The sequence below is a fragment of the Stenotrophomonas sp. CFBP8980 genome (assembly GCF_034046095.1).
Classification (GTDB): Bacteria; Pseudomonadota; Gammaproteobacteria; order Xanthomonadales; family Xanthomonadaceae; genus Stenotrophomonas; species Stenotrophomonas lacuserhaii.
Genome location: NZ_JAXCXF010000007.1, coordinates 25,852 through 39,289, shown reverse-complemented (window position 1 = coordinate 39,289; position 13,438 = coordinate 25,852). Strand labels below are relative to the sequence as shown.

At 69.8% G+C, this 13,438-nt stretch carries 9 protein-coding genes; 3 read left to right on the top strand and 6 right to left on the bottom strand.

Going from position 1 to position 13,438, the window contains the following annotated elements; translation table 11 throughout:
- Window positions 1-203 precede the first annotated feature (203 nt).
- The 6 genes from SOM47_RS14160 to SOM47_RS14135 all read right to left on the bottom strand — a co-directional run bounded on the left by SOM47_RS14160 (window position 204) and on the right by SOM47_RS14135 (window position 4,337).
- Window positions 204-1,205 (bottom strand): MlaA family lipoprotein, encoded by a 1,002-nt coding sequence (locus SOM47_RS14160; protein ID WP_042612161.1) that lies wholly within the window; start codon window positions 1,203-1,205, stop codon window positions 204-206.
- A 1-nt stretch (window position 1,206) separates the two neighbouring features.
- Window positions 1,207-1,521 (bottom strand): STAS domain-containing protein, encoded by a 315-nt coding sequence (locus tag SOM47_RS14155; protein ID WP_042612162.1) that lies wholly within the window; start codon window positions 1,519-1,521, stop codon window positions 1,207-1,209.
- Window positions 1,511-2,170 carry an MlaC/ttg2D family ABC transporter substrate-binding protein gene (locus tag SOM47_RS14150; RefSeq protein ID WP_320505942.1) on the bottom strand — a complete coding sequence of 220 codons (660 nt, stop codon included), beginning with the start codon at window positions 2,168-2,170 and terminating at the stop codon, window positions 1,511-1,513. The genes SOM47_RS14155 and SOM47_RS14150 overlap by 11 nt, the downstream gene beginning before the upstream one ends.
- Window positions 2,167-2,700, bottom strand: a complete 534-nt coding sequence (mlaD, locus tag SOM47_RS14145; protein WP_320506022.1) for an outer membrane lipid asymmetry maintenance protein MlaD — start codon at window positions 2,698-2,700, stop codon at window positions 2,167-2,169. The genes SOM47_RS14150 and mlaD overlap by 4 nt, the downstream gene beginning before the upstream one ends.
- A gap of 99 nt (window positions 2,701-2,799) precedes the next feature.
- Window positions 2,800-3,549: an MlaE family lipid ABC transporter permease subunit gene (locus SOM47_RS14140; protein WP_042612164.1), complete on the bottom strand. Its 750-nt coding sequence runs from the start codon at window positions 3,547-3,549 to the stop codon at window positions 2,800-2,802.
- The gene (locus SOM47_RS14135; protein WP_320505941.1) at window positions 3,549-4,337 is read right to left on the bottom strand and encodes an ABC transporter ATP-binding protein; all 789 of its coding nucleotides are present in this window, start codon (window positions 4,335-4,337) and stop codon (window positions 3,549-3,551) included. Before SOM47_RS14135 ends, SOM47_RS14140 begins: the two co-directional genes overlap by 1 nt.
- A 217-nt stretch (window positions 4,338-4,554) precedes the next feature.
- Between SOM47_RS14135 and recC the strand changes: the two genes are divergently transcribed.
- Genes recC through recD form a run of 3 tightly spaced genes read left to right on the top strand, consistent with a single transcriptional unit; the run spans window position 4,555 to window position 13,393 of the window.
- Window positions 4,555-7,902: an exodeoxyribonuclease V subunit gamma gene (gene recC / locus SOM47_RS14130; RefSeq protein ID WP_320505940.1), complete on the top strand. Its 3,348-nt coding sequence runs from the start codon at window positions 4,555-4,557 to the stop codon at window positions 7,900-7,902.
- On the top strand, window positions 7,899-11,549 hold the full coding sequence (locus tag SOM47_RS14125) for a UvrD-helicase domain-containing protein (RefSeq protein WP_320505939.1): 3,651 nt from the start codon (window positions 7,899-7,901) through the stop codon (window positions 11,547-11,549). The genes recC and SOM47_RS14125 overlap by 4 nt, the downstream gene beginning before the upstream one ends.
- Window positions 11,546-13,393 carry an exodeoxyribonuclease V subunit alpha gene (gene recD / locus SOM47_RS14120; protein WP_320505938.1) on the top strand — a complete coding sequence of 616 codons (1,848 nt, stop codon included), beginning with the start codon at window positions 11,546-11,548 and terminating at the stop codon, window positions 13,391-13,393. The genes SOM47_RS14125 and recD overlap by 4 nt, the downstream gene beginning before the upstream one ends.
- The last annotated feature ends 45 nt before the right edge of the window (window positions 13,394-13,438 follow it).

Here is a 13,438-nt window from a genome sequence, read left to right as displayed (position 1 = left end):
TGAAGAGCCGCCGACCATGGGTCGGCGCTACCGATGGCCCCCGTGGCCCCTCTGGTGGAGGGAGCCCCTGAGTCAGGGGCGGCCGCGAAGCGGCTGGGTGTGGATGGTGGTGAGACGGGGCCCACGGTTTGCGCAGCAAAGCGTGGGAGCGACAGCGCGAATGCGATGGCGTGAACCCGCTTGGCCGTTCGCTGCAACGACCGTCAGTTGCCCCACTGCGGCATCGGCATCGCATCCACCGGAATCGGCGAATCCAGGTCGTCGTTGCCGCGCGCATGCTTGCCGCGCAGGTCGTTCTCGATCTGGTAGTTGCGGCGCTGCAGCCACGCATCACGCACCAGGGCGTATTCGTCCACGGCGCTGGAACGGATGTCATCGGCGGCCAGCAGCTGCGAACGCGCGTCCACCAGCTGCAGGCCCTGCAGGCCGATGCGCACCTTGTCTTCTTCGATCTGGCGGATCGGCGACAGCGGAATGTCGCCGGCCAGGCCGAACACATCACGCACGGTACGCGGCCCGAAGAACGGCAGTTCCACATAGCGCGACGGACGCCAGCCCCACGCACCGAGCGTCTGGCCGAAGTCTTCCTTGCGGTTGGCAATCATCGCCTTGCTGGCCGGATCGAACAGCCCGCCGATGCCCAGCGTGCTGTTCATCAGGAAGCGGCCCATGGTGTCCCAGGCATCGTCCGGACGGCCCTGCAGGAACTGGTTGACGATGGTCACCGGCGAGCGGATGTTGCTGAAGAAATTGCTCACACCGGTGCGTGCGAAGCGCGGCACCACGTTGGTGTAGGCGATCGCCAGCGGACGCGCGACGGCGTTGTCCACCACCACGTTGAAGCGATGCACGCGGCGGTTGAGCGGTTCCCACGGATCGTAGGCGGCTGCGGATCCGCCGCTGACCCCATCGCTGCCGTACAGCGCGGCGAAGTCGTCTTCGGATGCATCGGGCGTGCCATCACCATCGGCATCCACGGTGGGCGGCGCCGCGGCGGCGGGCGTTGGCGACCCTGCAACCGGCGTGGCGTCGGCGCTGGCGGACGCATCGTCGACGACCGGGGCGGGAGCTGCATCGGCGACCGGCGCTTCGGTTGCAGGGACCACGGTGCCGGCGCTGGGGGCGCTGTCACGGGCCGGTTTGGCAGCACACGCGCTGAGCGTTGCGACCAGGACGAACAGGGGGAGTATGCGTACGACGTTCATGTCAGCTCGCGGCAGAAGGGGCATTGAAATCAAGGTCTGCAGACAGCCGGTAGGCCGCCTCCAGTTCGGTCAGGCCGGCCGGCGAGCCGTTGATGGCCAGCGTCCGTCCCTGCTGCCGCGCTCGCGCGGCGAGTTCGGCCAGCAAGGCCACGCCGGCGCTGTCCACGCGCGGCACGTCGGTCAGGTCCAGCGCCTGCGCGCCGTTCCCCAGCGACTGCAGCTGCGGCCACAGCGCGATCACCGCGCTGCGGTCCAGCACGCCGGACAGGTGCAGGGTGCCCTGGTCCAGCCGGGCCTGGGCGGTGTTACTTGCCATTGCCCGGGGTTCCGGCCTGCATGCTGCCGCTGCGCAGCTCGGTGGCGACCTGCTTGATGCCCTTCTGGCGCAGCGGGGCGTCGAACTGGTTGCGGAAGGTCTGCACGTAGGAGATGCCTTCGATGTTGACGTCGAAGATCTTCCACTGGCCACCGGTGTTGCGCATCAGGTACTCGACCGGGGTCGGCTGGTCGCCCGAGCGCACCAGTTCGGTGGCCACGCGCACGCCGCGGTTGCCCGGCAACGGGCTCTCGCCCTTCAGGCGGAAGCTCGGCCGGCCCTGGATGTTCAGCAGGGCCGAACCGTAACGCTGCATCAGGTTGTCGGCCATGGCATCGGCGAACAGCTTGATGTCCGCATCGGAGGCACCGCGCGAATGCGCGCCCAGTACCAGGCGTGCCGCGTAATCGCGGTCGAAGGTGCGGTTGAGCTCGCTGTTGATGAAGTTGCGCAGCGCGGTCGGGTCCTTGCTGAACTCGGCTTTGCGCTGCTGCAGGGTGGTCATGATGCGGGTACTGGCATCGATCACGGTCTTGCCGGCCTGGCCCTGGGTGGCGGCGGCAGCGGCAGGCGCCTGTGCCGATGCGATCAGCGGAGCGGCGGCCAGCAGGGTCGAAGCGAGCAGGAGCGGGAGCAGTTTCATTTTCATGGTTGGGTTTCCGTAGCGGGCGCGGGCGCGCCGTCGTGGGATTCGTTGGACGGGGCTGCGTCGCCACCGGCGCCGCCACCACTGAACATGTATTTGCCGACCAGCTGGATCAGGTCTACCGCTGGCTGGGTGAACACGATTTCATCACCGCCCTTCAGCACGTCCGGATCGCCGCCCGGTTGCAGGCCGATATAGCTCTCGCCGAGCAGGCCGCTGGTGAAGATGCCGGCGGAGGTGTCGGCCGGCAGGTCCTTGAACTTGCCGTCCATCTTGATGGTGACGATGGAATCGAACTTGACCGGATCCAGGTCGATGGCCGCCACCTGGCCGACGTTGACCCCGCCGATCTTCACCGGCGCCTGCTTGCGCAGCTGGCCGATCTGCGAGAAACGGGCCTTCAGCTCGTAGCCGCCACCGCCCAGGCCCCAGCGCTGGTTGGTCGAAGCGACCGCCAGTACCAACAGCGAGGCCAGTGCCAGCAGCAGGAAGGCGCCGACGGAAAATTCCAGTCTGGGACCGCGGATGGCCATGTTCATTTCACCATTTTTGACAGGTGCCCCGGCATGTACGGGGCGGGAGGTTCAGGTCGTTCCCGCGCTGGCAAGCGCCGGAACCAGGAAGGAATACAGTTACTGGAACAGCATGGCCGACAGCACGAAGTTGAACATCAGCACCAGCAGCGAGGCGTTGACCACCGCGCGGGTGGTGGCGACGGAGGTGCCTTCGATGGTGGGCTCGGCGTGGAAGCCCACGTACGAGGCCACCAGCGCCGCGGTGCCGCCGAAGATGGCCGATTTCAGCATCGCCACGCCGAAGTCGTTCCAGAAGTCCACGCTGTTGCGCAGCGCCGACCAGAACACGCCGTTGTCCAGTCCCAGCAGGTGCACCGCTTCGAAGTAACTGGCCGAGATCGCCAGCGAGCAGAACACCCCGGTGAGCAGCGGCACGGTCAGCACCGCCGCCCAGAAACGCGGGGCCACGGCCTTGGCGATCGGGTCGATGGCCATCAGCTCCAGCGCCTTGATCTGGTCGGTGGCGCGCATCAGGCCCAGTTCGGCGGCGATCGAGCTGCCAGCGCGGCCGATGAACAACAGCGCGGTCAGCACCGGCGCCAGCTCGCGGTACAGCGACAGGCCCAGCAGCGTGGACAGCGCATCGGCCGCGCCGAAGGTGGTCAGCGTGCGATAGCCCTGCAGGGTCAGCACCAGGCCGACGAACGCCCCGCCGACGGCGATGATCGGCAGCGAGCGTGCGCCGATCTTGTAGATCTCGCGGGTCAGTTCGGCCAGGAAATCGGCGGTCGGCAGCGAGCCGCGCAGCACGGTCAGCGAAAACAGACCGGCGCGGCCCAGTGAGCGGGTGGCGGCAACGAAGGGCATCAGGCAGTCCTCGCGCGGGGCGCGGCGTCGAACGGGATCGGGCCATCCGGGCGGCCGTGCAGGAACTGCTGCAGCAACGGATCCTGGCTGGCTTCCAGCGCGGCCGGGCTGCCCTGGAACACCACGCCACCGTTGGCGATGGCGATCACCTGGTCGCAGATCGGCAGGGTCTCGTGCACGTGGTGGCTGACGATGATGCTGGTCAGGCCCAGGCTGTGGTTGAGGCGCTGGATCAGGCTCATGATGACCCCCGAGGCGATCGGGTCCAGCCCGGTCAGCGGCTCGTCATAGATCATCAGCGGCGGGTCCAGCGCCAGCGCGCGGGCCAGCGCGACGCGCCGTGCCATGCCGCCGGACAGTTCGCGCGGCCAGGCATCGCCGGCCGAAAGCAGGCCCACCGCATGCAGCTTCATCTGCACCAGGCGCTCGCGCACGGCGACCGGCAGCCGGGTATGCGCGCGCAGCGGCAGCGCCACGTTCTCACCTACGGTGAGGTCGGTCAGCAGCCCGTTGCCCTGCAGCAGCACACCGACGCTCTTGCGCATTTCCAGCAGGTCGCGGTTGTCGGTCGGGATCGGCTTGCCGAACAGGGTAACGTCGCCCTGTACCGGACGCAGCTCCCCGGTCAGCGCGGCCAGCAGGGTCGACTTGCCACTGCCGGACGGACCGAGCACGGCGGTGATGCTGCCCTGCGGCACCTGCAGCGACACATCGCGCAGGATCGTGCGTCCGCCGCGCTCGATGCGGACGTTGGTCAACTGCACCAGAGGAGTCGTGGAAGCCTGCATGGGCACCATTTAACAATTTTCCAACGTTGAAGGATCAGGGCGTGGCGCTGAACATAAGCGTACTGGACCGTCCAGTATTGTCGCATGCGTCGTTGCGGCACGGGCGCAGCCGCGCCGGGACAGTCGAGCGGCGCGGCGGAACAATCAACGTGAAGCAATAGGCGGGCCGGATGCGTCCAGCATTCATTTAGCACGCCGCTGCGGCAAACTGTATGCAATGAGCGACCCCTCCAGCGATTTCCGCCTTTACCATTCCAACTCGCTGGACGTGCTTGCCGCGTTGCTGGCGCGGCACGTGCGTGCGCCGTTGCCTGGACAGCCGCTGCTGGACCCGGAAGTGGTGCTGATCCCGCAGGTGGCGATGCGGCGCTGGTTGCAGTCCACCCTGGCGGCCGAGTACGGCGTGGCCGCCAACCTGGAGTTCCTGACCCCGGGTGAGTTCGTGGCGCGCGCCTTGAATGCCAACGTGCCCGGCGAAGCCGAGGACCTGGACGCGGCGGCCCTGCATTGGCGCCTGTATGCCGCGCTCGGTGACGACTTGCTGATGGCGCAGCCGCCGATGCGCGCGCTGCACAGCTACCTGTCCGGCGGCGATCCGCTCAAGCCCTGGGCGCTGGCCGGCGAGCTGGCCAGCGTGTTCGAAAAATACCAGGCCTGGCGCCGCGACTGGCTGCTGCGCTGGGACGCCGGTGCCGATCCCCAGGATCCACAGGCGATCCTGTGGCGTGCCATCGCCCAGGGACGTGGCTACCGCGCGCGCCGCATCCAGGCCTACCTGGAGCAGTTCGAAGGCGCCGGCAAACCGTTGCCGCAGGGCCTGCCGCTGCGCCTTTCCGCGTTCGCCACGCTGAACATTTCGCCCGACGTGCTGCGGGTGATGGCCACCCAGGCGCGCGTAGGCGAGCTGCATTTCTACCTGCCCACCCCGGTGCAGGCCTACTGGGGCGACCTGCAGACGCTGGGCGAAAAGCTGCGCAGCGGCGCGCCGGATCCCTTCGGCGAGGCCGCCGGCGAGAACCGCCTGCTGGAAGCCTGGGGCGCGGCCGGGCGCGATTTCATGGCGGTGCTGGGCAGCTACGAAGTGGTGCATCCGTCCGGCGAGATCGGCGCCTACGACGATCCCGAGGACGACCTACGCCCGCCGATGGACCAGGGCGGCCTGTCCGACAGCCTGCTGCACCGGCTGCAGCGCGACCTCTTCCACCGCCGCGGCCTGCCTTCGGGCCCGCTGTTGCCCGCGTTGCGGCTGGACGATCCCAGCCTGCAGGTACATGCCTGCCATACCCGCCTGCGCGAACTGCAGGTGCTGCATGACCAGCTGCGGGGCCTGCTGCAGGACCCACGCTTCGATCCGCCGCTGCAGGCGCGCGATATCGCCGTGCTGGCCCCGGACATCGATCCCTACGTGCCGTACCTGGAGGCGGTGTTCGGCGGGCGCAGCGGCGGCGAGGACCACATTCCCTACGCGCTGGCCGATACCAGCCCGTTGGCCGGCGAGCCGCTGGCCGATGTCTTCGTGCACCTGCTGGGCCTGCCGGTGTCGCGCTTCGGCTTGAACGAAGTGCTGGACCTGCTGGCCAGTGCGCCGCTGGCCGAAGCGGCCGGACTGGATGCCGCCGCGTTTGATCGCCTGCACGACTGGCTGCAGGCAGCGGGCGCGCGCTGGGGGCTCAGCGCCGACCACCGCCGCCAGCACCAGGCCCCGGCCGACGACGCCTTTACCTGGCAGTTCGCGCTGGACCGGCTGCTGCTCGGCCATGCCAGCGGCAGCGACGGCGACATCGCCGGCGTGGCCCCGTGGCCGGAACTGGAAGGCAGTGCGCTGGAGGCGCTGGACCGCTTGCTACGCCTGCTGCGCGTGTTGGCCGTGTACCAGCAGCGGCTGGGTGAAACGCTGTCACCGACGCAGTGGCGGCAACGCCTGCTGGGCCTGCTCGACGCGCTGCTGCCGACCCCGCCGTCGTCGCCGAACAGCCAGCGTGCGCTGGAACGCCTGCGCCGGCTGATCAACCAGTTCGCCGAAGACGCGGACAAGGCCGGCTTCGAAGGCCGTGTGCCGGCCGAGGTGATCCGCTCGCATTTCGCCGGTGCCCTGGCCGAAGCCGATACGCGTGCACCGCTGTTGACCGGTGGCATCAGCTTCGGCCGCATGGTGCCGATGCGCCTGCTGCCGTTCCGGGTGATCTGCGTGCTGGGCCTCAACGATGGCGACTTCCCGCGCCGTGACCCGGCGGCCGGACTGAACCAGCTCACCGCTGAACTGGACAGCGCGCGGCGCCGCCCGGGCGACCGTTCGCTGCGCGAGGATGACCGCTTCCTGTTCCTGCAGCTGTTCGCCGCCGCGCAGGATGCGTTCTACCTGAGCTACCTCGGCGCGGACCCGCGCGATGGCAGCGTGCGCGAGCCCTCTGTGCTGGTCAGTGAACTGATCGACGCGGCGATGCAGTACCACGCCGAACCGCGCGAGGCCGCCCGGCAGTTCGTGGTGCGGCATGCCTTGCAGCCGTTCTCGCCGGCCGCGTTCGGCGGCGGCGACCCAAGGCGTTTCAGCTATCGCCGCCAATGGCATCCTGCTGCGGCCACCGCCGGCGGCGCCCGTGGCCAGCTGCCAGCCTGGATCAGCTCGCCGTTGCCCGCGCCGGTCGCGACCACCGAACCGGTGGAGTCGCGGCTGTCGCTGGATGAACTGCGCCGCTTCCTGGTCGATCCCGCCGGCCAGTTCCTGTCGATGTCGCTGGGCCTGCGCCTGCCCGGCGACCTGCAGGAAACCGACGACGTGGAGCCGCTGGTGCTGTCCGAACGCAGCGCCGAAGCGCGCAGCGTGCAGCTGGCGGTGGTGCGGGCCACGCTTCAGGAAGATGACACGCCGTTGTATCCGCGATTGCGCGCGCGTGCGCTGCTGCCGTCCGGCGCCCTGGGCGAACGCGGTTTCGATGCGCTGCAGGCGCAGTCGCGCCCGTACGCGCTGGCACTGCGCGAGTGGCTGGGGAATGCACCGCTGGAAAGCCGCCGCTACGAGGTCGACATCGACGGTGTGCGCCTGCACGGCCGGGTCGCTGACCGCCACCCCGCGGGCCTGGTGCGCCTGCGCACCGGCAGCCTGAACGGCAATGCGGCGATCCGCCATGGGCTGGACTGGCTGCTGGCCAACGCCGCCGGCGATGCACTGCCGCTGGTGCAGTTCCACGATGAAGGCGAGAACGGCGTGGGCCCGCACCTGCTGCCCGCGTTGCCGCCCATCCAGGCCCGGGATGCACTGCGCAGCCTGCTGCAGCTGCGCGCGCGCGGCCTGCGTGAGCCGCTGCCGTTCGGCCCGTACACCGGCTGGACACTGCATACCACGCCTGTGGAAAAGCAGTTCAGCGAAGCCGCCAAGCGCTGGCACGGCTCGGACCGCAGCTGGGGCGAAGCGCAGGGCGAGGCGATCCAGCTTGCACTGCGCGGGCAGGATCCGTTCAAGGACGAGGCCAGCTACGCCGACCTGCTGCATATCAGCCGCGTAGTGTTCAGCGCGGTGCGCGAAGGCCGTGCGCTGCGCGATGAAGGCGGCGAGGGCGGCGCATGAACAACGACCTGGACACCCTGCACGATGATCCGTACCTGGCGCTGCCGCTGCACGGGGTGCAGCTGATCGAAGCCAGCGCCGGCACCGGCAAGACGTTTACCCTGGCCACGCTGTTCACCCGGCTGGTGGTGGAACAGGGCCTGCGCATCGGCCAGGTGCTGGCGGTGACCTTCACCGATGCGGCCACCCAGGAGCTGCGCAAGCGCATCCGGGAACGGCTGGCGCTGGCCGCGCAGCTGGTGGATCGCGCCCCGGCCGACGACGATACCCCGGACGTGCTGCTGACCCGCTGGGTGCTGCAGCGGCACCTGGACGCCGGCACTGAAAGCGCCGCAGCGCTGCAGCGCCGCCTGCAGGTCGCCGCCGACGAGATCGACCTCGCCGCGATCTTCACCATCCACGGCTTCTGCACCCGCGTGCTGCGCGAACATGCGCTGGAAAGCGGGCATACCTTCGATCCCCCGGAGCTGCTGGCCAGCGACCGTGCGCTGCTGGAAGAGCTGGCCGCCGACCTGTGGCGCGTGCATGCCAGTGACGCATCAGCGATCGATGCGCTGACCTGGCTGTGGAAGACCCCCGAGGCCCTGGCCGGTGACCTGCCTGATCTGTTGAAGCCGTTGCCGCTGCTGCCCCCGGCGGCCGTGGTCGGTGAGGATCCGACGCCGCGGCTGCAACAGGCCACCGATGCGCTGGGCCAGGCCATCGCCGATCACGGTGACGCGTTCTTCGGCGCGCTGTGCGAAGCGGTGGATGCCAAGTGGCTCAACGGCGCCTCCTACAAACTGACCTGGCTGCAGCCGCTGTGTTCGCAGCTGCGCGACTGGGCGCTGCACGACGGGCCGGCCACGGTGCTCGACAGCGAGCGCCTGCCTGCGCTGCTGCCCGCTGCGCTGGAGGCGAAGACCAACAAAGCGCATGCCGGCCGTACGCCGGGATCGCCGTTGCAGCCTGCACTGCACGATTACCTGCAGGTCCGGCAGGCGCGGCTGGACTGGCTGCGCGGCCGCGCGATCAACTTCCTGCACGGCCTGCGTGCCGAAGCCCGCCAGCGGCTGGATGCGCTCAAGCGCGTACGCCGCGTGCAGACCTATGACGACCTGATCGACGGGGTGGCCAACGCGCTTGCCGGCCCGCACCGCGACACCCTGGTGCGGCAGCTGCGCAGCCAGTACCGCATCGCGCTGGTGGACGAATTCCAGGACACCGATGATCGCCAATGGGGCATCTTCCATACCGTGTTCGGCGACAGCGAAGAAACGCGCGAGGCCGGGCTGCCGCCCGCGTTGTTCCTGATCGGGGACCCCAAGCAGGCGATCTACGGGTTCCGCGGCGGTGACATCCATACCTATCTCAAGGCCAAGCGCGGGGCGCAGGTCGCACCGGCGCTGGACCGCAATTTCCGATCGCGCCCGAGCGTGCTGCGTGCGTTGCAGTCGCTGTACGACAACGCCGGGCCCACCGCGTTCCTGGACGAGGGCATCCCGTTCGAACCGGTGGCCGCCGGTGGCGTGCGCGGTGATGCGGACTACCTGCGCGATGGCCAGCCGGCACCGGGCCTGACCCTGCGCGTGCTGCGCAACGAAGGCGGGCGCCCGTTCAACGCCGATCCCTCGCGCGAGGTGGCCTGCGCCGCCTGCGTGGCCGACATCCACCAGGTGCTGGTGGACGCGCGTGCCGGACGCGCTGAACTGCGCGGTCGCCCGGTACAGCCGGGCGACATCGCGGTGCTGGTGCGTTCGCACCGCGAAGCCACGCTGGTGCAGCGTGGGCTGGCCGCGGCCGGTATTCCCGCCGTCGCCGCAGGCAAGCAGAGCCTGTTCGCCACCAGCGAAGCGCAGGACCTGCGCGCGCTGCTGATGGCGCTGCTGCAGCCGGCCGATGAAGGGCGCCTGCGCGCGGCACTGGCGACGGTGCTGCTGGGCCAGGATGCAGCGGCGATCGCCGGCATGGAACGCGACGGCGACGTGCAGCGCGGCTACCAGGCGCAGCTGTTGCAGTGGCGCGAACGCTGGACCCGAGGCGGACCGTTCGCGGTGATCGCCGATGCCTGCGCCGGCCAGGCCGAACGCCTGCTGGCGCTGCTGGACGGCGAACGCCGCTTGACCAATTACCTGCAGCTGGGCGAGCTGCTGCAGGAGGCTTCGGCCCAGGCGCTGGGCATGCACGGCCTGCTGGACTGGCTGCAGGGCCAGATGGCGCATGCCGACCAGAACGACGAACAGCAGCTGCTGCGGCTGGAATCGGACGCGCGCCGGGTGCAGATCATCACCCTGCACAAGAGCAAGGGCCTGGAATACCCGCTGGTCTACCTGCCGTTCGTCGGCATCGACGGCGGCGCGCCGAACACCGCCAGCAACTGCACCGTGCACGCGCAGGATCGCCGCGAACTGCACTGGAAGCTGGACAAGGACGCGGCCTGGGACGCGGCCACCTCACTGCGCGACCAGGAGCAGCGCGCCGAGGATGCGCGCCTGCTGTACGTGGGGCTGACCCGTGCCGAGCATGCGCTGTGGATCGCCATCGGCGACCTGGCCGGACTGGCTAAGACCCGGCTGGCGCCGATGCTGGGCGACCTGTCGGCGTTGGCGGCGCATGCCGATATCCTGGTCGATGAGCGCGCGCCGGCAACCCGGCCGACGCAGCTGGCGATGGAAGACGAAGGCGAGCTGCCGCCGGTGCGTTTGATCGAACGGCGGGTGCCGCACGACTGGTGGGTGTACAGCTTCACCCAGCTGGCCAACGCCGATGCCGGGCAGGAGATCGATGCGGCCGCCACTGAAGTGCCCGCGCCCGCCGCCGACGAACCGGCCGGTGCCGAACTTCCCCTGGAACCGGCGCTGCCGGCCGGCAGTGAGCCGGACACCATCGCGGTGGATCCGCGCTTCATGGGCAGCCGCTTCGGCAACGTGCTGCACGATGCGCTGGAGAACACGGACTTCGCCGCCTGGGGCGGCTGGCAGCCAGGCCAGCAGGCGCCGGAAGGCCAGTCCGCGGTGCTGCGCAAGGCGCTGCGCGAGGAAGGCTACGCCGATGCCGACCTGGACGACGGTGTCGAGGTACTGGTGCCGCTGGTCGGCCACACCCTGACCGTGCCCTTGCCCGAGGGCGGTGCCCTGCACGACCTGCCCGCGGCCCAGCGCCGCGCGGAAATCGAGTTCCACTTCGCCATGCAGCCCACCGCCGTGCCCGCCCTGCTGCAGCTGCTGCACCGCTTCGGCATCGTGCCGGCGCGCCGTGGTTTCGGCCTGCGCCGCCAGCTGGAAGGGCTGATGACCGGCAAGATCGACCTGACCTACGTGCGCGAGGGCCGCTGGTACGTGCTCGATTACAAATCCAACCGTTTGCCGGGCTATACGCCGGAGCTGCTGCGCGCAGCCATGCGCCACAGCGAATACGACCTGCAGGCATTGATCTACACCGTCGCCCTGCATCGCTGGCTGCGTTTCCGGCTGGGCAGCCGCTACGACTACGCGCGCGACATGGGCGGCATCCGCTACCTGTTCTGCCGCGGGCTGGGCATGGACGGCGAGGGCGTGCATGCAGCGCGTTTCGAGCCCGCACTGGTGGATGCGCTGGATGCCCTGTTCGCCGGCGGTGACGCCGCCCAGGCGGCGCTGGTCGCCCGCGTGGTGGGAGGCGTGGCATGAGCCTGCTGGTCGAACTGAAAGCCGCCGGCCAACTGCGCACGCTGGACCACGCGCTGGCGCTCAGCCTCGGGCGGCTGCGGCCGGAGACCCCGCCTTCGATCCTGGTCGCCGCCGCGCTGGCCTCGCTGGCAGTGTCGCAGGGGCACGCAGGCTTCGATCCGGGGCAGCCGCAGCGACTGGTGGAAGGCAGCTTTGCCTGGCCGAGCGCTGGCCAGTGGCTGCAGGAACTGCACGACTCGCCGTGGGTGGCACGCCCGGAGCAGGCCGATGCGATCAGCGTCGATGCGCCGCTGGTGCTGGAAAACGGCCTGGTCTATCTGCGCCGCTACCGCGAATACGAACGGCAGCTGGCTGAAGGGCTGCAGCGCATCGGCCGGCATCCATTGCCGACGGTGGCGCTGGAGGCGATCGCGCCGCTGTTCGCGCAGTTGTTCCCGCAGGCGGCCGGCCGTGTCGACCACCAGGCGCGCGCGGCGGCGGTGAGCCTGCGCCACCCGCTGGCGCTGGTGACCGGCGGACCGGGTACCGGCAAGACCACCACCATCGCGCGGCTGTTGCTGTTGCTGGTCGCGCACGCCGTGCAGGCGGGCCAACCGGCGCCGCGCGTGGCGCTGGCCGCACCGACCGGGCGCGCCGCCGAACGGATGGCTGAAAGCCTGCGCCTGGCGGTGCAGCGACTGCAGGCCGAAGGCCTGGCGCCGGAGCTGTGCGCCACGCTGCCCAGCAGTGGCACCACCCTGCACCGGCTGCTCGGCGTGATCCCGGATTCCCCGCGCTTCCGCCACCATGCCGACAATCCGTTGCCGTTCGACGTGGTGGTGGTCGACGAAGCGTCGATGATCGACCTGCCGATGATGGCCAAGCTGGTGGAGGCCATCGGCAGCGGGACGCGATTGATCCTGCTCGGCGATCCGGACCAGTTGCCGTCGGTGGAGGCGGGCGATGTGCTCAGCGCCATCCTGCGTGCCAGCGGCGATGGAGAGGGCACGCGCAACGACGATGCACGCGCGCTGCAGCCGCTGATGGCCGCGGCCACGCTGCGGGCGGAGGCGCCGCCGACCCCGTTCGCCGGTCGCCGGGTGCAGTTGCAGCGCGGCTACCGGCAGAGCGATGCGCTGGACCTTGCCCCCTTGGCCACGGCGGTGCGCGCCGGTGACAGTGCTGCGGCACTGACGCTGCTGCGGCAGGGAACGCTGGCCGGGGTCAGCTTCCACGAAGGCCTGCTGGATCCGCTGCAGGAGCAGCGCGAACACCTGCTGGCGCAGTGGCGCGCGCTCACCGACAGCGGTGATCCGGCGATCGCCCTGGCGCAGGCCGGCCGGCTGCGGGTGCTGACCGCGCTGCGCGAAGGACCGCAGGGTGCGCGCGGGCTCAACCACCGCATCGAAACCCTGTTGGCCGGTGCCAACGCCGGCTACTTCCACGGCCGGCTGTTGCTGGTGACCGAGAACAGCTACCGCCACCGCCTGTTCAACGGCGACGTGGGCATCTGCCTGCGCGATGCCGGCGGCGGCATGGCCGCCTGGTTCCCGGGCGATGACATGGCGCATCCGCGTGCATTCCATCCGGCGGCCTTGCCGGCGCACGAAAGCGCGTTCGCGATGACCGTGCACAAGGCGCAGGGTTCGGAATTCGACGAAGTGTGGCTGCAGCTGCCACGGCATGACAGCCGGGTGCTGTCGCGCGAGCTGGTGTACACCGGGCTGACCCGGGCGCGTACGCGGCTGCACCTGGCGGGGCCTGCGGAGGTGCTGGAGAAGGCCCTGCAGCGCCACGCCAGCCGGTTGTCCGGGCTGGCATGGCGGCTGGGCGCACAGGCGGTGCAGGGCGAACTGCCGCTGTAACGCCTTCATGCACGCCGAGCATCGCCCGGCGCTGCCTCAGGCATC

Bases quoted from the DNA above. Each gene is read 5' to 3' on its own strand.
- SOM47_RS14135 (WP_320505941.1), bottom strand. From the start codon at position 4,337: ATGCAGGCTTCCACGACTCCTCTGGTGCAGTTGACCAACGTCCGCATC.
- SOM47_RS14160 (WP_042612161.1), bottom strand. From the start codon at position 1,205: ATGAACGTCGTACGCATACTCCCCCTGTTCGTCCTGGTCGCAACGCTC.
- SOM47_RS14125 (WP_320505939.1), top strand. From the start codon at position 7,899: ATGAACAACGACCTGGACACCCTGCACGATGATCCGTACCTGGCGCTG.
- mlaD (WP_320506022.1), bottom strand. From the start codon at position 2,700: ATGGCCATCCGCGGTCCCAGACTGGAATTTTCCGTCGGCGCCTTCCTG.
- recD (WP_320505938.1), top strand. From the start codon at position 11,546: ATGAGCCTGCTGGTCGAACTGAAAGCCGCCGGCCAACTGCGCACGCTG.
- SOM47_RS14155 (WP_042612162.1), bottom strand. From the start codon at position 1,521: ATGGCAAGTAACACCGCCCAGGCCCGGCTGGACCAGGGCACCCTGCAC.
- SOM47_RS14150 (WP_320505942.1), bottom strand. From the start codon at position 2,170: ATGAAAATGAAACTGCTCCCGCTCCTGCTCGCTTCGACCCTGCTGGCC.
- SOM47_RS14140 (WP_042612164.1), bottom strand. From the start codon at position 3,549: ATGCCCTTCGTTGCCGCCACCCGCTCACTGGGCCGCGCCGGTCTGTTT.
- recC (WP_320505940.1), top strand. From the start codon at position 4,555: ATGAGCGACCCCTCCAGCGATTTCCGCCTTTACCATTCCAACTCGCTG.